General features: G+C 38.7%; 22 protein-coding genes. All 22 read left to right on the top strand.

What is annotated here, in order from left to right:
* Positions 1 to 187 precede the first annotated feature (187 nt).
* The 22 genes from BUA88_RS09560 to BUA88_RS09450 all read left to right on the top strand — a co-directional run bounded on the left by BUA88_RS09560 (position 188) and on the right by BUA88_RS09450 (position 24504).
* Complete coding sequence (locus tag BUA88_RS09560) at positions 188 to 1504, top strand: IS4 family transposase (RefSeq protein ID WP_072916781.1); 1317 nt, start codon at positions 188 to 190, stop codon at positions 1502 to 1504.
* 356 nt (positions 1505 to 1860) lie between these two features.
* Positions 1861 to 3402: a glutamate/gamma-aminobutyrate family transporter YjeM gene (yjeM, locus tag BUA88_RS09555; protein WP_072916776.1), complete on the top strand. Its 1542-nt coding sequence runs from the start codon at positions 1861 to 1863 to the stop codon at positions 3400 to 3402.
* A 155-nt stretch (positions 3403 to 3557) separates the two neighbouring features.
* Positions 3558 to 5291 (top strand): ABC transporter ATP-binding protein, encoded by a 1734-nt coding sequence (locus tag BUA88_RS09550; RefSeq protein ID WP_072916772.1) that lies wholly within the window; start codon positions 3558 to 3560, stop codon positions 5289 to 5291.
* A gap of 187 nt (positions 5292 to 5478) precedes the next feature.
* Positions 5479 to 7062 (top strand): glucose-6-phosphate isomerase, encoded by a 1584-nt coding sequence (locus tag BUA88_RS09545; protein WP_072916768.1) that lies wholly within the window; start codon positions 5479 to 5481, stop codon positions 7060 to 7062.
* Between the two features lie 138 nt (positions 7063 to 7200).
* On the top strand, positions 7201 to 7899 hold the full coding sequence (locus BUA88_RS09540) for a hypothetical protein (RefSeq protein ID WP_072916763.1): 699 nt from the start codon (positions 7201 to 7203) through the stop codon (positions 7897 to 7899).
* Between the two features lie 2 nt (positions 7900 to 7901).
* Complete coding sequence (locus BUA88_RS09535) at positions 7902 to 8528, top strand: YesL family protein (RefSeq protein ID WP_072916759.1); 627 nt, start codon at positions 7902 to 7904, stop codon at positions 8526 to 8528.
* A 171-nt stretch (positions 8529 to 8699) separates the two neighbouring features.
* On the top strand, positions 8700 to 9002 hold the full coding sequence (locus tag BUA88_RS09530; RefSeq protein ID WP_072916755.1) for a hypothetical protein: 303 nt from the start codon (positions 8700 to 8702) through the stop codon (positions 9000 to 9002).
* 23 nt (positions 9003 to 9025) lie between these two features.
* The gene (locus BUA88_RS09525) at positions 9026 to 9493 is read left to right on the top strand and encodes a methylglyoxal synthase (protein WP_072916752.1); all 468 of its coding nucleotides are present in this window, start codon (positions 9026 to 9028) and stop codon (positions 9491 to 9493) included.
* A 299-nt stretch (positions 9494 to 9792) separates the two neighbouring features.
* Positions 9793 to 10179, top strand: a complete 387-nt coding sequence (locus tag BUA88_RS09520) for a GntR family transcriptional regulator (RefSeq protein ID WP_072916748.1) — start codon at positions 9793 to 9795, stop codon at positions 10177 to 10179.
* Positions 10163 to 11062: an ABC transporter ATP-binding protein gene (locus BUA88_RS09515; RefSeq protein WP_072916742.1), complete on the top strand. Its 900-nt coding sequence runs from the start codon at positions 10163 to 10165 to the stop codon at positions 11060 to 11062. The genes BUA88_RS09520 and BUA88_RS09515 overlap by 17 nt, the downstream gene beginning before the upstream one ends.
* A complete protein-coding gene (locus tag BUA88_RS09510; RefSeq protein ID WP_072916736.1) occupies positions 11037 to 13127 on the top strand; it encodes an MFS transporter in 2091 nt (696 codons plus the stop codon). Before BUA88_RS09515 ends, BUA88_RS09510 begins: the two co-directional genes overlap by 26 nt.
* Before the next feature lie 252 nt (positions 13128 to 13379).
* Positions 13380 to 13658: a flagellar biosynthesis anti-sigma factor FlgM gene (gene flgM, locus BUA88_RS09505; RefSeq protein ID WP_072916732.1), complete on the top strand. Its 279-nt coding sequence runs from the start codon at positions 13380 to 13382 to the stop codon at positions 13656 to 13658.
* Between the two features lie 18 nt (positions 13659 to 13676).
* Complete coding sequence (locus tag BUA88_RS09500) at positions 13677 to 14189, top strand: flagellar protein FlgN (protein WP_083572471.1); 513 nt, start codon at positions 13677 to 13679, stop codon at positions 14187 to 14189.
* Positions 14190 to 14232: 43 nt separating this feature from the next.
* Complete coding sequence (locus tag BUA88_RS09495) at positions 14233 to 16062, top strand: flagellar hook-associated protein FlgK (protein ID WP_072916727.1); 1830 nt, start codon at positions 14233 to 14235, stop codon at positions 16060 to 16062.
* A gap of 27 nt (positions 16063 to 16089) precedes the next feature.
* Entirely contained in the window at positions 16090 to 18084 is a 1995-nt protein-coding gene (gene flgK / locus BUA88_RS16505; RefSeq protein WP_083572470.1) for a flagellar hook-associated protein FlgK, read from the top strand.
* Between the two features lie 62 nt (positions 18085 to 18146).
* Positions 18147 to 19847 carry a flagellin N-terminal helical domain-containing protein gene (locus BUA88_RS09480; RefSeq protein WP_072916722.1) on the top strand — a complete coding sequence of 567 codons (1701 nt, stop codon included), beginning with the start codon at positions 18147 to 18149 and terminating at the stop codon, positions 19845 to 19847.
* Positions 19848 to 19875: 28 nt separating this feature from the next.
* Positions 19876 to 20328 carry a flagellar assembly protein FliW gene (gene fliW / locus BUA88_RS09475; protein ID WP_072916718.1) on the top strand — a complete coding sequence of 151 codons (453 nt, stop codon included), beginning with the start codon at positions 19876 to 19878 and terminating at the stop codon, positions 20326 to 20328.
* A 2-nt stretch (positions 20329 to 20330) separates the two neighbouring features.
* A complete protein-coding gene (csrA, locus tag BUA88_RS09470; protein WP_072916714.1) occupies positions 20331 to 20552 on the top strand; it encodes a carbon storage regulator CsrA in 222 nt (73 codons plus the stop codon).
* 239 nt (positions 20553 to 20791) lie between these two features.
* Positions 20792 to 21217, top strand: a complete 426-nt coding sequence (locus tag BUA88_RS09465; protein WP_072916710.1) for a flagellar protein FlaG — start codon at positions 20792 to 20794, stop codon at positions 21215 to 21217.
* A gap of 21 nt (positions 21218 to 21238) precedes the next feature.
* Positions 21239 to 23410: a flagellar filament capping protein FliD gene (fliD, locus tag BUA88_RS09460; protein WP_072916706.1), complete on the top strand. Its 2172-nt coding sequence runs from the start codon at positions 21239 to 21241 to the stop codon at positions 23408 to 23410.
* Between the two features lie 51 nt (positions 23411 to 23461).
* Positions 23462 to 23866, top strand: coding sequence for a flagellar export chaperone FliS (gene fliS, locus BUA88_RS09455; protein ID WP_072916702.1), 405 nt, complete (start codon positions 23462 to 23464; stop codon positions 23864 to 23866).
* A 155-nt stretch (positions 23867 to 24021) separates the two neighbouring features.
* Positions 24022 to 24504 carry a hypothetical protein gene (locus tag BUA88_RS09450; RefSeq protein WP_083572469.1) on the top strand — a complete coding sequence of 161 codons (483 nt, stop codon included), beginning with the start codon at positions 24022 to 24024 and terminating at the stop codon, positions 24502 to 24504.
* Positions 24505 to 24763 lie beyond the last annotated feature (259 nt).

Below are 24763 nucleotides of genomic sequence, written 5' to 3'. Positions count from 1 at the left end.
CAATGTCATTAAGTTAAGATGAATCAATTGAGATCTCTATACCAGAAATGGTATAGGGGTCTTCTTTTTTATAAATATATGTTGACATAACAAGAGAAATATGTGGCCGCTTTCGCTACTGATGTTTTTAAGGTAGCGAAAGCGGCCCTTGTAATTAAGGGAAAACTTGATTACGAGGAGGTAACATATGAAACCTAAACATGTCAAAAAAATTTTAATTTCAGAGATTGAATCTACCGCTAAGAGTATGTGTAACTATGTAAATAATAAAGAAACTGACTTCATAAGAAATAGGAAATTACCATTCCTGACGATTATCAAATCCATTATTGGTATGGAAAGTAAAAGTCTTACAAATGAACTAATAGATATTTTCCCAAATGTTGAATCTTTGCCGTCTGCATCTGCTTTTGTGCAGCAACGACAAAAGATTAAGGCAGAAGCATTTAAAGCTATTTTTAATGGTTTTACTAATAAGTTGATGTCGGAAGATAGTAACGATATGGTAATTCTTGCGGTTGATGGTTCTGATATACAAATACCGACCAATTATGATGATAAAAGCTCGTATTATCCAGGTGCTAATGGGCAAAAGCCATATAATCTTCTGCATTTGAATGCGCTGTATGATTTAAATAAGCACATATATGCAGATGCATTAATACAGGGAAAACGAAATCTAAATGAACATTTAGCATTACAACAAATGGTAGATAAATCAAATATAGATTGTGCTCTCATCATAGCTGACAGAGGATATGAATCTTATAACAGCATGGCACATATACAGGAAAAGGGATGGTTCTTTCTAATTCGTATAAGAGATGGAATATGTGGAATAAAAGCAGGTTTTGAATTACCTGAAGAGCCTGAATATGATGTTAGTATTGAATTAAACCTCACTCGCAAGCAAACGATTGAAACAAAAAAATTGTTTAAAGACAGAAATCATTACAGGGCACTTCCTGCAACCACACCGTTTGACTATCTTCCTTCTATATCTAGGAAAAGTGACCCTACTAGATTTTATAAGCTTTATTTTAGACTTGTACGTTTTGAAATTAGTGATGGAATATATGAGAGTGTTGTAACAAACTTAGATTCATTGAAATATCCGCCATCAAAACTTAAAGAATTGTACGCAGAACGCTGGGGAATAGAAAGCTCATTTAGAGACTTAAAATACACAATAGGAATGCTTAATTTTCATTCAAAAAAGGTGATGTGTATTCATCAGGAAATCTATGCCCATTTGATAATGTATAACTTTGCAGAAATGATTACCTCGCACGTAGTCATTGAAAAAAAGCAAAGAAAATATACATACAAGGCGAACTTCTCAGTCGCTGCTCATGTATGTAGACAATTTTTTCAAGGAAAAACAACATCACCTAATTTAGAAACCATTATTGCTAGAAATACAATCCCAATTAGAACTGGAAGGCACCGAGAAAGAAACCTCACAGCAAAAGTATTTCGTGGTTTCTTATATAGAGTAGCATAAAAATAATAATTTAAAAACGCTTTGCTGGCAGATTTATCATCTGTCTATTTGTTATGCTTAAAATGAAAAAACGAGATTGAAGTTTATAGCTCCAATCTCGTTTTCTTTATTTTAGTCTCCACTGCAATGTTAACTTAATGACATTGGGCGTTTGCCAGGCCCTTTTTTAATGTATAAGTATCAGTATTGAATATTAGTTGATATTTCTTTTGCGTTTTAAAGTGCTAACGCATTGTATTTTCACTGTTTTATATAACGAAATTATAGAGAATTCTCCTATTGCGTGATATAATAATTGAGTTTTCGCCCTGCGGAAATTAAATAGAGAATATATTTTATAAATAAGGAAGTTAGTAATGAAAGAAAAGAAATTAGGGCTTATGTCCCTCATTCTGATGATTTTTACATCAGTTTACGGTTTTAACAACATTCCACGTTCTTATTACTTAATGGGATATGCTGCGATTCCTTGGTTCGTAATTGCAGGTATTTTATTCTTCATCCCATTTGCCTTCATGGTTGCAGAGTTCGGTTCTGCATTCAAGGATGAGACAGGTGGAATGTATTCATGGATGTGTAAGTCAGTAGGACCAAAGTATGCATTCATCGGTACATTTATGTGGTACACATCTTACGTTCTTTGGATGGTAAATGTTTCTTCAGGTATCTGGGTACCAGTTTCAAACGTCATCTTTGGTGAAGATACAACATCAACATGGTCATTATTTGGAATCGAGTTTTTATCTGGTTCAAGACTTCTTGGTCTTATGGCTGTATTGTTCTTCATTTTCATCACATACTTTGATTCAAAGGGTATTGATAAGATTAGTAAGGTAACATCTATTGGTGGTACAGCAGTTCTTACTATTAATATCATGGTAGTAGTTGGTTCAATCGTTATGATTATCGCTCGTGGTGGCCAGCTTGAGCAGCCATTTGCAGGTATGGAATCACTTAGAGTTCCTCTTAATGTTGCTTATCAGGGTAGCCCAATCATGATTCTCTCATTTATCGTATATGCGTTATTTGCATATGGCGGAATCGAGGCTGTTGGTGGTCTTGTTGATAAGACAGAGAATCCTAAGAAAAACTTCCCTAAGGGAATCATCATTGCAGCTATGGTTATCGTAGTAGGTTATGCATCACTTATTATGCTTGTTGGTTCATTTACAAATTACAGCGAGGTTCTTGGTGCTGATACAATCACACTTGGAAATGTTTCATATGTAATTATGTCAAACTTTGCAGCAGCATTTGGTAAGGTGTTTGGTGCAACTGCAGCTACACAGGTTGCTCTTGCTCACGGCTTTGCTCGTGTTTACGCGCTTATTATGCTTCTTGCACTTGCAGGTGCTTTATTCACACTTGTTTATTCACCACTTAAGCAGATTATCGAAGGCACTCCAAAGGAACTTTGGCCAGGTAAGATGGGTGAAATCGAGGCAGACGGAATGCCAAAGAATGCAATGTGGGTACAGTGTACTATCGTTAGTGTAATGATTCTTCTTGTATCATTCGGTGGCGATTCGATGCAGAAGTTCTTCGTTATTCTTACAGCAATGGTTAACGTTGGAATGACAGTACCTTACATGTTCATTTCATTCGCGTTCCCTAAGTTCAAGAAGCTTGATGGAATCGATAGAAGCTTTGTAATTTTCAAGACACAGAAGTCAGCAAACATTTGGGGATATGTAGTTACATTAACACTTCTTTTTGCTAATGTATTCGCTATTATCCAGCCAGCACTTGATGGTGATTTCAAGACTACATTCTGGTCACTTAGCGGCCCTGTAGTATTTGGTCTTGCTGCTTGGATTATCTACACAAGATATGAGAAGCGTGTTGCTGAAGGCAAGATTGAAAAAGAGGAGACTGAGACAGTAGCTCAGCCAGAATAATAGATATTCTTTTTATCAGAATAGTTCAATGCAGATATTCATTAAGAGTATCTGCATTTTTTATTAAAAAAACAAATGTGATATTTGCAAAGCAAAATCTATACGGTTATAGTATATGAAAGATTAAGCACAATGATTTTTAGAAGAGGTACATAATGAAGCTTATAAAACGATTTATTCCCTATTACAAACCATACATTGGAGTATTTATTTTAGATTTGATATGCGCTACAGTACTTTCAATCATAGATTTGACATTCCCTCAGTTCCTGAGAATCCTGAGAGCTACACTTTTCCTTGAGGCACCAGAGGTCATCCTCAGCAGGCTTGGAATTATAGCTGCGCTCTTACTTGCAATGTATATAGTAAGAAGTGCTTGCAGATATTATGTCAGCTACCAAGGACATATGATGGGGGCAAAGATGGAGTCGGGAATGAGACGGGAGCTCTTCGAACGTTATGAGGCATTCTCATTTTCATATTATGACAATCACAACACTGGCGAGATGATGAGCAAGCTGGTATCAGATTTGTTTGATATTTCAGAGCTGGCACATCACGGACCTGAGAACATTTTCATATCTGTAATAAAGATAATAGGTTCGCTGATTCTTCTTATGAGAATTAACGTTCCAATGACTAGCTGCCTGATGGTAGTAGTATTCTTTATGGCGATATTCGCTGTGAAGCAGAATAAAAAGATGCGAGCAACATTCGCGGATAACCGTAAGAAGATTGCTGGAATTAATTCGTCACTACAAGATACTCTCGGTGGAATCAGAGTGGTAAAATCATTTGCTGGTGAGGATATTGAAAGAGAGAAATTTGATAAGAGCAATATATCTTTCCTTTCATCTAAGAAGCAGAATTACATCCTCATGGGAACCTTCAATGCTGGTAACAGCCTCTTTGAAGGACTAATGTTTATAACCGTTTTAGTTGCAGGAGGATACTTCATTGCAAAGGGACAGCTAACAGGTGAGGATTTGGCAATCTACGCCCTCTATATAAATATCTTTATCAATCCTGTAAATGTTCTTGTGGAATTCACGGAGCAGCTACAGAAGGGACTGGCAGGATTCGAACGATTCATACAGGTTATGGATACAATGCCAGAGATTGTCGATAGCAAAGATGCTAAAGAGCTTAAAGATGTAACAGGTGTCATTGACTTTAAGAACGTATCCTTCTCATATGAGGAAGAGGAAACAGTTCTTGAAAATATCGACCTTCATGTGGATGCAGGAAAATCAGTGGCTATCGTAGGCCCATCAGGCGGAGGAAAGACTACACTCTGTGCACTAATACCAAGATTCTATGATGTTACAGGCGGACAGGTGTGCATCGATGGAGTGGATGTAAAGACCGTTACACAGAAATCACTTCGTTCATATATTGGTATCGTGCAGCAGGATGTTTATCTGTTTAATGGAACCATCAAAGAGAACATCGCCTACGGAAAGCCTGACGCTACAATGGAAGAAATCATAGAGGCGGCAAAGAACGCTGACCTTTTAAACTTCATCGAAAGCCTTCCAAATGGATTTGATACAGAGGTAGGCGAGCGAGGTACACGACTTTCAGGAGGACAGAAGCAGCGTATCTCTATATCACGAGTATTCCTTAAGAATCCACCTATTCTTATTTTGGATGAGGCAACAAGCGCCCTTGATAATGAAAGCGAGCGCTACATTCAGGAGAGCTTGGATAAGCTGGCAGTGGGAAGAACCACTATCACAATCGCCCATCGTCTATCTACAATCCTTGGAGCAGATGAAATCATCGTATTAGATGGTGATGGAATCAAGGAAAGAGGAACTCATAAAGAGCTCATCAAAGAGGGTGGCATTTACGAGAAATATTACAGGATGCAGCTAGGTGCAATATAGAAGCCGTGCGCAACAAAAGTTGCTCAAACACTAATAAAAAACTTTGTGTATTAACTGAAATAAGATATTGAAAAATGGGTATAATCTATTGTATTACACCCTGTTTTATTATAAAATTTTTGGTTAGAAAACGTTTTAGCTATTTTCAAGAGAGCAAAAGTATTTCACATTATAAAGGAGTAAGAAAATGGTAGCATGGAATAATTTTGATAAGCTTGAATCTTACAAGACTCTTCAGGGGTTGAAGAATCAGGTAGAGCTTAAGTCAGTTATGGCTGGAGCAAACGGTGCAAAGCGTGTTGCAGAGTACTCAGTTCCAATGTCAAATGGTATGGCATACAACTTCGCTGCAAAGCAGGTTGATGATACTGTTCTTGAAGCACTTCAGGGACTTGCTGACGAAGCAGAGCTTATCGACAAATACTCAGCACTTTTCAATGGAGAGGTTATTAATACAGGGGAAAAGAGATTAGTTCTTCACCAGCTTACACGTGGTCAGCTTGGCGGGGATGTTATTGCTGATGGGGTTAACAAAAGGGAGTTCTATGTTAAGCAGCAGGAGCGTATCGCAGAGTTCGCTAACAAGGTTCACAATGGTGAAATCGTTAACGAGAAGGGCGAGAAGTTCACTACAGCTGTTCAGATTGGTATCGGCGGATCAGACCTTGGTCCTCGCGCTATGTATCTTGCTCTTGAGAATTGGGCAAAGGTAACAGGCACATTCAAGATGGAAGCTCGTTTCATTTCAAACGTAGATCCAGACGATGCTGCATCAGTTCTTGCTGGTGTTGATGTTGCTCACTCAATTTTCATCCTCGTTTCTAAGTCAGGTACTACACTTGAGACACTTACAAACGAGTCATTCGTTAAGGACGCTTTAAAGAAGGCTGGACTTGATGCATCTAAGCACATGATTGCTGTTACATCAGATGCTTCACCACTTGCAAAGTCAGCTGATTACCTTGATGCATTCTTCATGGATGATTACATCGGTGGACGTTACTCATCTACATCTTCAGTAGGTGGCGCAATCCTTTCACTTGCATTTGGTCCAGATGTATTCGCTAGATTCTTAAATGGTGCAGCAGAAGAAGATAAGCTTGCTCGCAATGTAGACGTTCGCAAGAACCCTGCAATGCTTGATGCTCTTATCGGTGTTTATGAGAGAAACATTCTCGGTTATGAGACTACAGCAGTTCTTCCATACTCACAGGCACTTAGCCGTTTCCCTGCTCACTTACAGCAGCTTGATATGGAGTCAAACGGAAAGAGTGTAAACCGTTTCGGCGAGCCTGTTGATTATGTTACTGGCCCAGTTATCTTTGGTGAGCCAGGTACAAACGGACAGCACAGCTTCTATCAGCTTCTTCACCAGGGAACAGATATCATTCCACTTCAGTTCGTTGGCTTCAAGAAGAGCCAGATGGCTACAGATGTTGTTATCGAGGATAGCACATCACAGCAGAAGCTCTGCGCTAACGTAGCAGCTCAGATTATGGCCTTCGCTTGTGGTAAGGATGATGATAATAGAAACAAGTACTTCGAGGGTAACCGCCCATCATCAATCATCGTTGGTGATCAGCTTACACCTGAGACACTTGGTGCACTCCTTGCACACTTCGAGAACAAGGTTATGTTCCAGGGATTTGTATGGAACCTTAACTCATTCGATCAGGAAGGTGTTCAGCTTGGTAAGACACTTGCAAAGAAGGTTCTTTCAGGTGATACATCAGATGCTCTTGCAGCTTATGCAAAGCTTCTCGATATCTAATATTCGAAGTTATTAAATATTGCTAAAATTTGGCTACTTCTTCTTGAAGTAGCCCTTTTTTTTAGATACTATATTTCAAGAGTAAAAAATAGCTGTAGCCAGCAGTAAGATTGTTAGCATAACAGCGAGAGGTAAAAGATGGAATATGTAGATAAAGAACAAGAGCAGGTCACCAAGACCTTAAAGGGTGAGAAAAAGAAGCTTTCCCAAATGTCCTTTGGACAGAAGCTGGAATATATATGGGAGTACTACAAGCTACATATATTAGTGACATTATTAATAATCGGAGCTATCACCTGGGGTGTTCATCACGCACTTACCTATGTTCAGTACAAGTTTTATGGAATGGTTATTAATTCCAGTCAGTATGATGAAAAGGTTGCCAAGGAAATGCATGATGTGCTGAAAATGGAAAAACACGATGGCTTCAGCCTTTCAGGAGATTTTTATACATATGACGATGTAAATATGGGCGGCTATGGAAATAAGCTTGATATTTATATTATGACTGGTCAGCTTGATTTTGCTTTTACTGACGAAGTGGGAGTTAAATATCTAGTAGATATGGGTGTTGTTCGAGATTTAAAAACAACGGCACCAGATAAGCTTTTGGATTTGTGGACCAGTGAAGGTCGATTATACAATGTAGATGTTACAGATGATGACGGCATAACAGGTAATTATGATGTGGCCGTAGATATCACAGGTACGGGAATTCAGGAATACTTTGGACTTGATGAAAAGATGAAGTATTTGATGATAGCAGATTTGAGTGGAAGCGAAGAATACTTACAGAACTTCTACGATCTTATATATAAAATAGAAAAAGGAGAATAATTTTGGGTAGATTTTTTAATAGTAGATTTTTTGACAGCATTACAAAAATTACAGATATGCTGATTATAGGCTTTTATTTTTTGATTTGTTCTATTCCTATTTTTACAATTGGAGCCAGCCTTACAGCACTTTATTATGCGATTCACAAATGTGTTTATAGGGGCAGAGGCTACACATTAGAGTTCTTTCATTCATTTAAGGAAAACTTCAAGCAGTCTACATTATCATGGCTTATCTTTATGGTGATGTTTGGAATCCTTTCAGGAGATATTTATATCACCAAAAATGTTATCAGTCACGATAGCCCATTTGCTGGAATGTTTATTTTCTTTACAGTGTTGCTAGTGGTTACTATTATTTGGGCGATTTATCATTTTGCTTACATTGCACGATTTGCGAATGGATTTAAAGAATCCTTTAAGGTATCAGCAATATTCATGATACTTAATATTGGTTGGAGTATCGCTATACTTGGAGTTTTGGTACTTCTTGGTCTATTAGTATATCGATTCCCAATTTTCCTGTTATTCCTTCCAGGCATGATTGCGTCATCAGTTCATCCTATTCTTGAAAGAGTATTTCGCAAGTATATGTCTCTTGAGGATATAGCAAAAGAAGATGAATATTAGAGTAATATTATAAACAAGCAGTTCTAAAGATATTGCCAAAAATAGACAGTTCTTGCCAAACATATGAAAACTAATTGACCTTATATAGTTTTCATGTTAAATTACCTCCTGTTGAAAAACGTTATATAAAATAATTATTTATATAACATATAGATTAGGAAGGTTTAATTGATGCAGGCAAAAGAAAAACTAGAAGGCTTTATCGAGAATATTTCAGATTCCGAGAAGGAGGCTTTATATAGAGCATTATTAAAATATAAAGCTAAGAAGGACGTATATAAACTGCTTCAAGATAGATTACCAGCTATGATTGAGGGCGCAGAAAATGAAATGCTATTGACATTCTGCGAAAAAATTGCTGATATATATGCATACAGTAATCACACAGAGGAGGAGGCAAGCTACTGGCTTAGCCTTGAGGATTTAATCCGAAATCACTGTGATGAGTTATTTGAGGTATGTAACGCAGCATAGAACATCATAGACGGAGGGCTTTTATGGAAGATAAGGTTACTTTTACTATTGGGAGACAGAAAAACATCGCTTTAATTGCTCACGATGGAAAGAAACAGACTCTTGTAAATTGGTGCGAGTCAAACAAAGATATTTTAAAAAATCATTTTCTTTGTGGTACAGGTACAACAGCCCGCTTGGTATCCGAGAGGACAGGTCTTACTGTAAGAGGCTATAATTCAGGCCCTCTTGGAGGAGATCAGCAAATCGGAGCAAAGGTAGTGGAGGGAAGAATAGATTTAATCGTATTTTTCTCGGATCCACTTACAGCACAGCCACATGATCCTGATGTTAAGGCTCTTATGAGAATTGCACAGGTTTATGATATTCCAATCGCCGTTAACAAGGCATCGGCAGATTTCATTATTAAGTCAATACTCATGGATGAACCATATGACCATGACGTAATAAATATGCAGAAGCATATTTCTGACAGAGTAAATTTCCTATAATCTCAATACGACTGCAAGACTGAAAGGTTTTGCAGTTTTTTTACTTTATAGGAAATTACTCTGTAATATCCTATAAAGTAAAAAACAAGCTTCGCTTGAAAGATGTGTCTCGCCGGCATAGGAAGATAATTGCTTTCAGCAATTGCCGGCTCGCACTACTGGAGTTTTGCAAAGCAAAACTCTTTCTTGTTTATAAAAATAATGAGCAAAAAAATTTATTGACACTAAAAATACACCGTGCTATAACTGTATTAGAACAGCTGATACAGTTATAGCAAACACTGTGAGGAGGTACTAGCTTGATTCAACTAAATTATAGGGATTCCAAGCCTATATATGAGCAAATAAAGGATGGCCTTAGACGCCTGGTTGTGTCAGGGGCAGTTCGAACTGATGAGAAGCTGCCAAGTGTCAGGGAATTAGCCACCAGCTTATCCATCAATCCAAATACCATCCAGAAGGCTTATAGAGAGCTGGAGCAGGAAGGGTACATTTACACAATAGCAGGTAAAGGCAGCTATGCCGCAGAAAGAGCGGACGTTGCAACTGGGAGGAATGAAGAACTTATGAAAGAATTCGATGAGATAGTAAAAGAACTTCTGTATCTGTGCCAGGATAAGGATATCCTTATCAGAAGAATTGAAGAGATAGCGAAGGGAGGGGCAGCGAGTGATTCAGGTAAGTAATGTTACTAAGAAATTTGGAGACTTCATTGCCCTTGACGATTTAAATATGCATGTAGAGAAGGGTGCCATTTATGGTTTGGTAGGGCCTAATGGTGCAGGTAAGTCTACAATAATTCGACACCTTTGTGGTGTGTATAAGCAGGATGCTGGTCAGGTTCTTATTGATGGACAGCCTGTATATGAAAACCAGGCAATCAAGAGTAGATATGCGGTTATTCCAGATGATGTCTTCTTTTTTACACAGGCCAACACCTTGGATATGATGAAATTTTATAAAAACATGTATCCACGTTTTGACGAGGCACTTTTTAAGAAGATTATGGATTGCTTTCCAGCAATTAATCCTAAGAAGATGGTTCGTAGCCTTTCAAAGGGTATGCAGAAGCAGGTAGCATTTATGCTTTCTATTGCAGCAAGACCAGAGCTTATGATTTTGGATGAGCCAGTGGATGGTCTTGATCCTGTTATGCGCCGTCAGATTTGGAGCCTTATTATGTCCGATGTTGCGGAGAATGGTCTTACAGTTCTTGTTAGCTCACATAACCTCAGAGAGCTTGAGGATGTATGTGACCATGTGGGTATTATGAACAATGGAAAAATCCTTATCGAGCGTTCACTTGATGAGCTTCAGACTTCCATTACAAAGATTCAGATTGCATTTGAAGGCGACATGCCAAAGCTTCCAGATGATATTACTGTTTTAAAGAAGATTAGTAACGGACGAGTACATACACTTATAGTCAAGGGAGAACCTAGAGCTGCAGAGCAGGCTATCGGTCAGATGAATCCTCTTCTGATGGATGTGCTTCCACTTACCCTTGAAGAGATATTTATTTATGAGCTGGGAGGTGAGAACTATGCAGTCAAAGACATCATTTTTTAATATGGCTTTGTTCAAAAAGAATATAAGCAGAACATGGATTGCAGGACTGTTATATTTCGTCCTCCTACTGTTGATGCTTCCAGTATTTTTCGTAATCAACACAGCCAATATAAATGGAGATGATTGGTACACAAGACTGGGCTACACAATGGAAATGCGTCTTTATGAGCATATGAGTAGTATTCCAACCACCTTTCTAGCTATCATTATTTCCATCATTGTTACAGGAATTACATTTTGGTACCTGTTTAATAGAAGAGATAACTACATGATGCATTCGTTCCCAGTAAGCAGAAGAAGCTTATTTTTTACAGGTATTTTATCTAGTCTTACTGTCAGCTTACTGCCAGTTGTTTTGGTATCCGTTATCATGACGATTGCAGCAGCTGCGCGAGGATGTGATGGACTAGCCTGTATTTGGTACTGGGCACTTATAGTAGCAGTATCCACTTTACTATTTACAGCAATAGCGATTTTTTCATTGATGATTTCAGGGCAGATTATAACGGGAATTATCTTTTATTTTATATTTAATTTCCTTTACCTTATGATGGAAATCGCATTTAGACTTACAGCAAGTATTCTCATTTGGGGACTTTCAGAGGCCATGAATGGTATACAGTATAGAATATGGACTCCAGTACTGTATATCTCAGAAAAAGTAAGAGTCGTATCAGAGGTAGTAACAGATGATAATTATGAGAGAGTAATAAATTTCCAGCATAGCTTCTCAGGTAGTCATCTTCTTGCAATTTATGCAGTGGCAGCGCTAGTTATCACAATTGTAAGCTATCAGTTATATAGATTTAAGAAGCTTGAGACGGTACTCGATTTCATTGCTGTTCCATTTATGAAACCAGTGTTCTCTGTTGGAATGTCTTTCTTTATTTCGATGGTAGCAGGAGCTTTCATTTCAGGAATGGTAGAGGCACTTACATCTCTTTCCTATGACATGAAATATGGAATAGCCATTGTATCAGCTTTGATTTTGGGAGTGATTATATATTTTGCTACACAAATGCTTATAGAGAAGACTTTGAGAGTTTTCTGTGCAAAGAAAGCCTTTGCCTGTGCAATATATTCCCTTGCTGCACTTGGAGTGCTTCTATGCATGAGACTTGATGTGCTTGGTATTGAAAACAGAGTTCCTGCTTTAAAGGACATTGAGTGGGCAGGCATCGAAAACGAGTACGCCATGGTATTTACAGATGAGATGGAGATCGAAGCCTTCAGACAGATGCACCAGAATTTCCTTACAGATAAGAAGGAACTTAGAAATATTAATTACAATTATCCAGATGTGGATGGAAAAACATTCTCTATTCGCTACAAGCTAAAAAATGGAGATATAATCATTCGAAGCTATCCTGTAATCAACACAGAGGCATCAGTGGTATCTTCCGAGTATGTGGCAGCTACACAGCCTATACTTGATTTTATAAATAATCCGGGAAGAATTAAGGAACATATCATTGGAAATATCTGGAATGACTGTGAGATTAAGAGCATGGAATTTAGTACTATAGTAGATGCTCAAGAAAACAATGATTATTACATGGAATACAACGAGTTTGATGAACTATCTACTAGCGAGAAAAAAGCAAAGTACAAAAGGGTATATGAAGCATTCCTAAAGGATATCGAAGCTGGAAAGGTATTCCAGCAGGATTTTGCAGGCTACGAATATAGATACGAGGAAAACCAAAAGGAAATTTTATATAACACCTTTGATTTCGTAATTAGAAACCCGGATGTAGATTATTTCTCTGACCAGGAGACATTCTATGATTCACCTAATGGTTTTTACAGAGAGAATCTACATGAACAGGATATATATGCAAATTTAACTATCAATTGCACAAATACTCTGAAGGCATTGAAGGATGAAGGCTTCTACAACGATGAAAATGAATTAATGACAAATTATGAATTTTCAAAGAAGTATGAAAACTATGGTTACGATTCAGAAGCTATAGAACCAGAAGCAATAGATGCTGAAAGAGCAGAATATATATTCGAAGACCCTGATGGAGATTTAGATCCATTAGAGGCAGTAATGAATTAGCTTATTTCATATTTCTCTATCCGATACAATTCTCAGACCGACCCCGAGGACCTCTCACCCTCGGGGTCAATTTTTTATATTTGGTGCCGATATAAAATGTAACAGAACATTATTCACCAAGAAATTTTGAAAATTTTGTTAAATTTTTTTATTATAGGTATAAAGTTTTACTAAATTGTTCCGATAAATGGAATGTAAGAAGAATAAAAATGGTTCTACAAAAAAGAATAGGGAGGAAAGGAGTGTGGCGATATGCGTATAGAGGCTTACAATCAGGTAGCTCAGCTCTATCAGACATCAAACACTAAAAACACTACACAGGCTGCAAAGACAAATGGAATGGGCCGTGACCAGGTTCAGATTTCATCAACAGGTAAAGACTACCATGTTGCAAAGGCAGCAGTATCTGAGGCGGCAGATATCAGAGAGGATCTAGTTGCGGATATCAAGGCTAGAATCAAGGATGGTACTTACGAAGTCAGCACAGAGGATTTCGCAGAGAAGCTATTGTCTCAGTTCGGAAAAATTTAGTTTAGTGAGGATGAATGCGTGGCTAGTTTAATGGATGAATTGCTCTTAACTATGGATGGTGAAACAGAGCAGTATGAAAAGTTAATTAGTCTTAATGGAGAAAAGAAGGATTCTATTATCCATAAGAAGCTTGACGTACTGGAAGCTATTACCTCTCAGGAGCAAGCCATAGCAGACTCCTTGTTGGAGTTGGAGAAGCGACGCGCCGAATTACTGCGCCATATAGCAGCAGTAATGGGACATGATGGGGAGCAGATTACCGTTTCATGGATGATCGATAATTTGGCGAACCAGCCTGTAGAAAGAAAACAGCTCATAACTGCCAAGGGCAAACTTATGGAAGCAGCTGGCAATGCTCAGATGCTTAATGTTCAGACTCAAAATCTCCTGCGACAGGCGCTTGAGATGGTTGAATTTGATATTACCCTTATCAAAAGTGCAAGACAGGCACCACAGACGTCAAACTATGGCAGGGATGCAGAGACTACAGGAGATTTGTTAGGTAAATCGGGATTTGATGCTAAACAATAGGAAACGGATGTCCTTAAAGATTAGCAAGCTTTAAGGAGGACCTATGGCTAATAGTTTTGGAAGCTTATATGTTGGAGCATCTGGCCTACAGTCAGCATCACATGGATTAAATACAACAGCTAACAACCTTTCGAACGTAAACACCGAAGGTTATGTTCGTGAGCAGGTTGTTTATGAAGATAGAAATTATCAAAAAATAGGTGAAGCCGCAGTGAGTACACAGTATCGTGGACTCGGTGTGGAAGTAGGAACGATCGTCCACGCTCGCGATATCTTTTTAGACAAAGCATATCGAAGTGAGAATGGGCGACATTCTTTTTATGACGCTAGTTCAGAAGCAGTGCAGGAGGTTATCACTCATCTGCAGGAATCTGACGGACAAGCATTCAGGGACGCCATCAAAGATTTTGAGGAGGCCTTTGAAGAGTTTGCCAAAGATCCTTCAGATACTGTTAACCAGAACCTGGTATTGCAGAAGGCTAGCCTTTTTTTATCCCGCGCTACAGCGGTTGAAGATGGATTTGAAGATTATCAGACCATTATCAATTCCAAAATCAGTGAGAAACTTAATCGCATCAATGAGATTGGAAAAGAGATGGTTGAGTTAAATTTAAAAATACAGGCAATTGAGTCAGCAGGTGTCGAGAAGGCTATGGATCTTCGAGATAAGAGGGACCTGCTGATTGATGAGCTTTCAGGACTTGCAAGAATCTCATATCGAGAGGACAACATGGGTGTTGTTCATGTGGAACTGGAGCAGGTGGAATTTATTGATGAGGTAACCTATCATCCAGTTGGAAATCTTACAGATAGAAAGACTGGCTTTGTTACACCTTACTGGCCACATATGTCAGAAATAATTGACCCTGACGATCCAAGTAAGAATTACTACTACCCAATATATGATTTGACTAATGTCAGCGCCGAGAATGACTCAGATATTGGTGAGGTAAAGGCGCTCCTTATGGCACGAGGCGAGACTTGGAGTGATTATAGAAATTTCTATGACGAGGATGGTAACTACATTGGACCGGATGAATATAAAAAGGGTATTGCCAACTCGATTATGATGAATTCAGAGGCAGAGCTCGACACTCTGATTCATCAGATAGTAACCGAAATCAATAATATATACAGCCCAATTATTGCAGTTACAGATGTATACGAAGGCGCTCTTACAGCTACATATGTAGATGAGAATGGCGAGACCGTTACACTTGATGCAAGCAAGGTGCATATTTTAGATAAAGAAAATTGCTCGTTAGGTAGCGACTTGGAATATCCTCCAAGAGAGCTTTTTGTAAGAAGCGCTTACGATAGATTTAAAAACAATTCTCTTATGGATGTAACGCTTACTTATGATGATGGTAACGGTGGTATCCGTGAGGAAGTGGTTCAGGTCTATGTATACAATGAAGAGGATTTAGATGATGCCAACACCTGCTACACATTGAAGAACCTTAGAATGAATGAAGTGTTGGAAAAACAGGAAGCATATCTTCCTCACCTTATGTATAAGGAAAACAAGATAGCAGTCAATCATAATTTGGGCGCAGCCTTAAGTGCTATCTGGAATTCACAGACCTTCAATCTAAATCCTAGTGATACTACACCATGTGGTTACTCAGGATTTTATGTAAAGTGGATTGGAGAAATTGGAAATACAGGTAACGTATATAAGACTACAGCTCAATCACTTTTAGGCACTAAGGAAGAAATCGAGTTTAGTCGTCAGGGCGTTATCGGTGTATCTTCTGATGAAGAGCTTACAATAATGATTAAATATCAGTCAGCTTACAATGCAGCTAGCCGATATATAAATGTAGTAAACGAAATGATTGAACATCTTGTCACATCTCTTGGACATGTTTAATCGATAAATGGCAGGAGGATTTAGCCTATGTCATCAACATTCTTTGGATTAACAATTGCAGCATCTGGTCTCAACACATCGCAGGCGCAGATTAATACCACTGCAAACAATATTTCTAACGTAAATACGGATGGGTATAGCCGTCAGGTTGTAAACACCGTAGCCTCATCAGCCCTTCGCTGTTACCAGAGCTGGGGTACCACCGGTACTGGTGTAGAGGCTGAGTCGGTTACACAGCGTAGAGATTTTTACTATGATGAGAAATATTGGAATAATTCTGCCGCATTAGGTTTCTACGAAAAGAAAGAATACTACATGAAGCAGATTGAAAACTACTTTAATGAGACCAATCTTGATACAGGATTTACCACTATTTATACAAAGATGTTTAATGCTATGAGCACACTTCAGGGAAATCCTGGTGATGAGACAGTAAGAAAGCAGTTTACATCTACGGCAAAGCAGCTTACTGAGTACTTTAACCAATTGGCAACAAAGCTTGATGATTTGCAGAACTCGATTAATGATGAGATTAAAACTGCTGTAGATGATATTAATTCTATTGCAGAAAAAGTGGCTATCCTGAATAAACAGATAAATGTTATCGAGCAGGGTGGTGGACGTGCAAACGAGCTTCGCGACCAGCGCGCGGTTCTGGTCGATAAGCTTTCAAAGATAGTTGATGTAAAGGCAACTGAGGCAAAGGTTCAGAATTCCAATTATCCTGATATGGATACTGGTGCAACCTACTATCAGGTATATATCAATGGTCAGATTTTAGTAGATACATATGAGCACAACACTCTTACGGTACAGTCTAGAGAGCTGGATCAGAATCACAACCAATCTGATATTGATGGATTGTATGAAATTGTTTGGACAGTTGATGGTAACAAATTCAACGCTACGCCTAGTGGATATGGCGGAGAATTGAAGGCAATGTTTGAGGTTCGCGATGGTAATAACAACGAGAATCTTCATGCTGTAGTATCAGGAACTACTGGAGATACTATCACCATCAATAATCCTACAATCACAGATATTAATGAACTGAACATGCCAACACGTGGTTCTCTTGATGTAAATAATAAGGAATACACATACAATGGCTTCTCTTACAATACGGATGAGAATGGAAAGATCACTAACATTACATTTTATCTGAATCAGACACTTACATTGGAGGAGCAGGGCAATCTGATTTCCAAGAAGCTCCAGGTAGGTGATGATGTGGATTACATGGGCATTCCTTATTACCACAATCAGATGAATCTATTCCTGAGAAACTTCTGCGAGGCATTTAACAAAATTGAAATTGGTACAGAAGTTTATGATGCAAATGGAAATGCTATAACAAACATCAATGAAATGATAGCTGGAGCAGTATATGATGCAGCAGGAACTCTTATTGATGATCAGGAGACACTCAACAGCATTATTAATCAGATGGGTGTAGACATTAATGGAGATTTGATGAATGCGTTCTTTATTGCAAGAGATAAGATTGACCTGAGTGTTGAGCATCAGATGAGAGATGACGTTACATCATCTACGATTTACAGTGGCGTTGATGTAAATGACTCTACAAAGAATTATGAATCATATTATCTGCTGACAGCAAAGAATGTTACCATCGCAAAGAAAACTGATAAGGATGCAGGAATATTTGCTACAACAACAAAGGGAAACTACACAGATGGTGTAGATGCAGCTCATCTTGTGACAGATTTGCAGAGATTAAAGGGTGAGACAAAGCTATTCAGAGGCGGTGGCGGTGATTCATTCCTTCAGTGTATATACGCAGATGTCACGGTAGATACACAGGAGTGCAATATTTTCACAAAAAACTTTACCAACATTAAGACACAGATATCTGAACAGAGAATGTCAGTATCAGGTGTTGATGAAGATGAAGAGGCTTTGGATTTGATGAAATTCCAAAATGCATACAATCTGGCATCTAAATGTATATCGGTGTTCGCCGAAATATATGATAGATTGATACTCCAGACTGGAGTCTAGTAATAAGTAGCCTTCCCCTTGAGGGGAAGGGGGACCGCTTTAGCGGTGGATGAGGTGTCACTATGAGAGTTACAAACAAAATGATAATGAACAACGCGTCTTCAAACATTAATAGCACTAAGGAGATAGTCAACACACGAAACAAACAAATGACTTCCCAGAAGAAGATTGACCGTCCTTCTGATGATCCTGTAGTTGCTGTTCGTTCCCTCAGATTGTCTACGACTCTCTCTCAGGTCACACAGTACTATAGCAAGAATATTCCTGATGCCAGCAGTTGGCTTGATGTTACGGAAACATCTCTTATCAACATCAGAAATCTTATGACAGACTGTCGTACACTTGCTGTAAAGGGTTCTACAGATACATATAATGCAGAAGATAGAAGTACAATGATTACTCAGCTTGAAGCTCTCCAGAAGCAGGTGTTTGCTGAAGGAAATGCAGACTATGCGAAGCGTACTGTTTTCACAGGTTATAGAACAAACTGTAATCTTGTGTTTACAGAAGATGAGAATGAGACTAAATATCGAATCAATCAGACACTTACAGCCGAGACAGAAATGGAAGAGCACAGGTACTATGAAGGTGTAACTAAAGTGCCTACTACTACAGGTGGTGTTAAGAATCCATTCCTAGATCCTGCAGACCCTGATTATGATCCGAACATAAAAATTAATGATATGGCTCAGACCAATTTCTATAGAATGCGTCTGAATTATGGAGATATTGAGTCTATCAATAAAATTACGATTAAAGACGCCAAGAATAATGAGATGGCAAGCTTTTCATATTATTCCGGTGCTGGAGTAATAGATGAAGATGAGATAGATGACGTATATAACAGGGATCCAGCTACAGAAGATTTGGTTGAATTACCAGCAAGTGGAGGATTTAATCTAATTTCTTTTGAGGATGAAACCGCTTGGGCAAACACAATTATCACTATTGGCGGTGCTGAAGTGAAGGCCGAAGGTGAAAAGACTGTTCCAGATAATGGAATAATTGTCATTAAAGAAACCGGCGATATTATTTTTGGAAAAGATGTGGCTGCTTCATTGAAAAATAACAATGCTACTGTCGAGGTTCAGTATGATAAGACAGGATTTAAAGAGGGCGAGCTGAGACCTGAATATTACTACAATTGTCAGAAGCGCTACGACCCAAATGATGTGGATAAGAACATTCCATATACAAAATTTAATGAGAATGGCGAGCGAATTTATTTCGATATCGAATATACAGTAGCAGCAAATCAGACTATTAACATTAATACTGAGGCATGTGATGTATTTACAAGTGATATCCAGCGTGATTTAGCAGAGATGATCGATGCTGTAAAACGCACAATAAGTGCCCATGATAAGCTTGATGAAATCACAAAGATGAAGGATGAAACACAATATGCCAGTGATGAATATCAAGAGTATTTAGCTAGTTGGTATGATGCTGTTAAGAAGGAATGTGATTACTTCGAGGATAATTTACAGAAACTATTTAAGACAGAACTTGGCAAAATAGATACATATTATGCTACAATAAGTTTAGGTATTACTGATTTGGGATGTAAGAAGGACTCGCTGAAGCTTACACAGAAACGTGTGGGTGATCAGCAAGAAACTGTACAAGGTCTTCAGTCTACAAACGATGATTTAGATTTATCCCAGATAATCATCGATTATACAGCTGCTTACACCGCATATCAGGCATCGCTTACAGCCGCTGGAAAGCTGGGCGATTCTACGTTGTTGAATTACTTGTAACCAATTATTTCACAAAGGAGAAAGGATAATGCGCGTAAAAACCAGACTATTCGGCGAAATTGAAATTGCTGATGAAAAAATCATCAATCTCATTCATGGGCTTATAGGTTTTCCAGACATGAAGAGATATACTCTCATTTTCGACGAAGAAAAGAAGGACAGAGGCAATATCATGTGGCTGCAATCTCTGGATGAAACAGATTTTGCTATGCCAGTTATGCTTCCACACGTTGTTAAGCCGGACTATGCACCAGCTTTAAACGAGGATTCCTTAGAGCAGCTTGGTGATTTGACAGAAGATAATACTTATGTGCTTGTTACTGTAAGAGTACCTAAGAATCCGAAGGAAGCATCTATCAACTTAAAGGCTCCTATCGTAATCAATACAGACACAAACGTAGGTGACCAAATAATTATTGACGGAAATGAGCCGGTACGATACCTTATTCATGACGCAATACATGGAAAGGATGGTGAGTAGCGATGTTGGCATTAACTAGAAAAACGGGCGACGCTATTATGATCAACAACAACATCGAGATTACAGTCCTTGAAGTTCGCGGTGATCAAGTCAAAATAGGTATTTCAGCTCCAAAGGATATATCAATTTATCGCAAGGAAGTTTACCTTGAGATTCAGAAAGAGAACGAGGCAGCTCAGCAGATTTCAATGGATGATGTTGAAGCACTCAAGAATTTATTATAACCCGCTAGTTACGGCAACAAGCCTTAGTGTTTCTTCGCTCAGCTGAAGAAAGCTTCGCTTAAGAAACCTAAGAGCTTGTTTCCTACTAGCTCATCTAATAAGTTAGTCTTTTGACTAGCTTATTTTTTTTAATATTTTTTGAAATTTGCTATAAACTTTCGCTGGCCTCTGTACGATATAGGAGTTAGAAGACTATAAACCTTTTTATATATATAAAGAAGTTTTAAAGGAGGAGTACCATGAAAATAGGCGAAGTAAGTAGTGCAGTTAGCAACTACCAGGGACAAGGAAGTTCAGCAAAAGCAGCGCCAGTTCAAGCTACACAGCAGAGTACACCAGTAGATTTCGCAACAGCAGCAAAGGAAATACGCGCTAGCGAACCTGAATATAAAGCCCCACAGAATTCAAATCCAGAAGCCGAAGAAGCTGAAGAAAAACAGGTGCAGGCTACTTCATCTTTGAAGGAAGCCATCAGTAAAATTAATTCTGCTCGAGGCAATGCTGAAGCGGTGTTTGGTATCCATGAGGGTACAAACCGTGTAACCATCAAGATGGTTGATAAGCAGACAAGAAAGGTTATCAAGGAATTTCCAGCAGAGGAAACCTTAGACCTTATTGCAAAGGCTTGGGAGCTTGCAGGAATTATGGTGGATGAAAAGAGATAGAAAATAATAGGAGGGATTTTTATGCCTATTAGAATTTCAGGACTAACTTCGGGTCTTGATACCGAGTCCATTGTAGGGGCTCTTGTATCTGCCTACAGTTTCAAGAAAGAAAAATACGAAAAGGCTCAGACTAAGCTCTCTTGGAAACAGGATGCCTGGAAGGATCTGAATAGTAAGGTGTATAGCTTCTATACATCTGTTAGTAATCTGCGCTATAGTTCCAGCTATGTAACCAAGAAAGCCAGTGTTAGCAATTCAAATAAAGCTAAGGTTTCTGCAGGTGGTGAAGCGATCAACGGCACCCAGACTCTGAAGGTTAATTCACTTGCAAAGACTGCCTATATCACAGGTGGTAAGCTTGCAAGTAATATTAGCTCAGACTCTACACTTGCGGCTTTAGGAATTAAAACTGGTACTGATGAGAAAGCGACTATTCAGGTTAAAACTAATAGTGGTGGTACAACCAAAATTGATATAGAAAGCAGCATGACTGTAAATCAGTTTATTTCTAAGTTGAATGAAGCTGGAGTACAGGCTAATTATGATTCCAAGAATCACAGAATATTCGTAAGTGGAAAGCAGTCTGGTGAAGCAGGAGAATTTTCTCTTCAGGCAGATAATGCACTTGGTTTGGATGCGCTTTCAAAATTAGGACTTCTTACAGATTCAGAGCTTAACTCCATCGGAACCACAAGTACCGAAGGTGCAGATTTAATAAAGAAGCAGTATGGTGCTGGAGTTGCTACAGCCAGTGGATTTGCAGAATGGATTAAATACGCAAAGACATATAAAGATATTATCAATAGTGATACTGCTACGGATGAGGAGAAGGAGCAGGCTGAAAACAATCTGAATCTTGAACCAGCTGCCAGAGATGTTGCAAAATATCTTGATGATAAGGGTGTGGACTGGTCTACTTTGACTGATGAGCAGATTACAGCTTACGGCAAGGAAATATATGACAAAGGTGAAATAAATTCAGATTCATTAGCGGCAACAAGAAGTGGATTAGTTGTATCCATTAATGCAGTCAGAGATGCATATGTTAAGTTGGAAAAAGCTAATGCTATGCCTAACGAGACGGCTGCAGAGCAAACAGCTAGAGCAGCAGCCATTGCAGAAGCACAGGCAGAAGTTGATACCGCTCTTGAAGATCCAACAAGTGCAAAATGGGCTGAGTATATTCAGAATACCTTTGGTAGTAAAAATAGTGACACTGATGAAAGCTACAGTAAATTCTGGTCACAGAGTGATAACCTTGCACTTGCAGACAGTGTAATGTACAGAATCGACCTGGCACAGAAGATAGAGTCAGGGGCGATGGACCTGACAAAGGTTAACACAGGTACAAAGGTTGATGGTACTGACGCAGAGATTGTTCTCAACGGTGTTACATACACCAGCAGCACCAATTCAATTACTGTAAATGGCCTTACTGTTGAAGCCCTTGGCGAGACAGCGGAGGACGAAGTATTGTCAGTAACTGTATCCAACGATACAGACGCTTTATATGACAAGATTAAGGATTTCCTTAGTCAGTACAACAGCTTAATGAACGAAATGCAGAAGCTCTACAATGCAGATTCTGCCAAAGACTACGAGCCTCTTACAGATGATGAGAAGAACGAGATGTCCGAAAGCGAAATCGAGAAGTGGGAGCAGAAGATTAAAGATTCCCTTCTTCGTAGAGATACAAGCTTAAGCAGCATCATCTCCACAATGACTATGTCCATGATGAAAACATATGAGATTAATGGAAAGACCTGGTCATTAAGTGGAACACTTGGTATACACACACTTGGAAGCCTGAATGCTGAAAAGAATGAAGGCTATGCATACCATATTGATGGTGATTCAGAGGATTCCAAGACCTCAGGAAAGCAGGATAAGCTGAGAGAAGCTTTGGCAGATGATCCTGATGCTGTTATCGATTTCCTGAAACAGCTTACATCAGGACTCTATAATGATTTGGATGCGAAGATGAAGTCCACATCTGTTAAATCCGTATATACGGTTTATAACGACAAGGAAATGGCTTCGGAATATTCAAATTATTCAAAGCTTATCAAAACCTGGGCTGACAGAGTTACCGACATGGAGGACGCATACTATAAGAAGTTTGCGCAGATGGAGTCAGCGTTGGCTAAGCTGCAGAACAATTCATCTTCAATTACATCAATGCTTGGTGGATGATGAGACTAGTAAGTAAAGGCAGCAAAAAGGATTTACGAGGAGGCGGTTTATATGACACCAATGAATGGGTATGATGCTTACGCAAAAAACAGAATATTAACAGCTAGTCCCGCAGAGCTGACATTGATGCTTTATGAAGGCGCAATTAAGTTTTGTAATATAGCAATTGTGGCATGTGAAAATAAGGATATTGAGAAGGCTCACATTAATATTCGTAAGACTGACAGAATTATCGAGGAGTTTGAACTCACCCTTGATGAAAAATATCCTGTTGCAAAGGATTTCCATGCTGTGTATTCTTATCTTAGGAGCTGTTTAAGACATGCTATGATAGATAAGGATCCAGAAACCTTACAGGAGGTGCTTAAGCACCTGCGCACCATGCGCGACACCTGGAAGGATGTTATGAAGCTCACAGCCAATGGTAAAAAGCTGGATGGGCAGCAGGCTGGATAACACGTAAACGTAACGTGGCTCCTCGTACTACGGGGAGCTATTTTTTTGAAACATTTGTAGCTATCAAGCTCTTAGTGTTACTCAAGCGAAGCTTTCTTCAGCTGAGCGGAGTAATATCTAAGGCTTGAGAGCGTAACAAATGTATGGAGGGGCTTATGGAAAATATGGATTATGTAGTGATGCTACGTGAATCGCTGGAGAAAAAGGTGGACATTTTGGAGGTGCTTCTTATAAGAAATAAGGAGCAGGCAGCCATCCTTCAGGATCCAAATACGTCTCCAGATGATTTGGAGAAGAATATGAATATGAAGGCCGAGCTCATCGACAGGATTGTGATGTTGGATGATGGCTTCGAGCAGCTGTTCAATCGTGTGAAGGCTATTTTAGACGAAGACAGAGATAGTTATGCCGATGAAATTCGACTTATGCAGGATTTAATAAGAAGAATTACAGAGCTTACTGCAGATGTGGAGGCTACAGAATATAAGAATAAGGAATATGCCAAGACCCGCTTCTCAAATATCAAAAAAGATTTAAGGGAAGTGAAGAAGTCAGGTGATGTTGTTTCATCATATTATAAGAATATGATGGCTAATAATAAGGTGGATGAACCAGCTTTTTGGGATAAAAAGAAGTAAATTCAGGGTGATTTGGCTGCATTTAACCCTTTTTAATAAAAATTTAGCACTTTTTTTGTTACTTTTTTTAACGTATTTACGAATACCGCAAATCCTTTATTTTCAAGGCTTTGCGGTATTTTTGTGTCACAGTAAATATAGTGGGAATTATTAGACAATTTAAAGTTTTTTCAAAATAGGGGTAAAGTTTTGTGCAATGGTATCGATAAATAAGGTGTAAGGAACAATTGCAAACAGCAAAAACCTTACAAAATCGAAT

This window comes from Pseudobutyrivibrio xylanivorans DSM 14809 (assembly GCF_900141825.1).
Lineage (GTDB): Bacteria > Bacillota > Clostridia > Lachnospirales > Lachnospiraceae > Pseudobutyrivibrio > Pseudobutyrivibrio xylanivorans.
This window is presented reverse-complemented; position numbering and strand designations above follow the sequence as displayed.

Excerpts from the sequence above, each read along its gene's own strand:
- BUA88_RS09560 (WP_072916781.1), top strand. The coding sequence starts at position 188 with ATGAAACCTAAACATGTCAAAAAAATTTTAATTTCAGAGATTGAATCT.
- yjeM (WP_072916776.1), top strand. The coding sequence starts at position 1,861 with ATGAAAGAAAAGAAATTAGGGCTTATGTCCCTCATTCTGATGATTTTT.
- BUA88_RS09550 (WP_072916772.1), top strand. The coding sequence starts at position 3,558 with ATGAAGCTTATAAAACGATTTATTCCCTATTACAAACCATACATTGGA.
- BUA88_RS09545 (WP_072916768.1), top strand. The coding sequence starts at position 5,479 with ATGGTAGCATGGAATAATTTTGATAAGCTTGAATCTTACAAGACTCTT.
- BUA88_RS09540 (WP_072916763.1), top strand. The coding sequence starts at position 7,201 with ATGGAATATGTAGATAAAGAACAAGAGCAGGTCACCAAGACCTTAAAG.
- BUA88_RS09530 (WP_072916755.1), top strand. The coding sequence starts at position 8,700 with ATGCAGGCAAAAGAAAAACTAGAAGGCTTTATCGAGAATATTTCAGAT.
- BUA88_RS09525 (WP_072916752.1), top strand. The coding sequence starts at position 9,026 with ATGGAAGATAAGGTTACTTTTACTATTGGGAGACAGAAAAACATCGCT.
- BUA88_RS09510 (WP_072916736.1), top strand. The coding sequence starts at position 11,037 with ATGCAGTCAAAGACATCATTTTTTAATATGGCTTTGTTCAAAAAGAAT.
- flgM (WP_072916732.1), top strand. The coding sequence starts at position 13,380 with ATGCGTATAGAGGCTTACAATCAGGTAGCTCAGCTCTATCAGACATCA.
- BUA88_RS09495 (WP_072916727.1), top strand. The coding sequence starts at position 14,233 with ATGGCTAATAGTTTTGGAAGCTTATATGTTGGAGCATCTGGCCTACAG.
- flgK (WP_083572470.1), top strand. The coding sequence starts at position 16,090 with ATGTCATCAACATTCTTTGGATTAACAATTGCAGCATCTGGTCTCAAC.
- BUA88_RS09480 (WP_072916722.1), top strand. The coding sequence starts at position 18,147 with ATGAGAGTTACAAACAAAATGATAATGAACAACGCGTCTTCAAACATT.
- fliW (WP_072916718.1), top strand. The coding sequence starts at position 19,876 with ATGCGCGTAAAAACCAGACTATTCGGCGAAATTGAAATTGCTGATGAA.
- csrA (WP_072916714.1), top strand. The coding sequence starts at position 20,331 with ATGTTGGCATTAACTAGAAAAACGGGCGACGCTATTATGATCAACAAC.
- BUA88_RS09465 (WP_072916710.1), top strand. The coding sequence starts at position 20,792 with ATGAAAATAGGCGAAGTAAGTAGTGCAGTTAGCAACTACCAGGGACAA.
- fliD (WP_072916706.1), top strand. The coding sequence starts at position 21,239 with ATGCCTATTAGAATTTCAGGACTAACTTCGGGTCTTGATACCGAGTCC.
- fliS (WP_072916702.1), top strand. The coding sequence starts at position 23,462 with ATGACACCAATGAATGGGTATGATGCTTACGCAAAAAACAGAATATTA.
- BUA88_RS09450 (WP_083572469.1), top strand. The coding sequence starts at position 24,022 with ATGGAAAATATGGATTATGTAGTGATGCTACGTGAATCGCTGGAGAAA.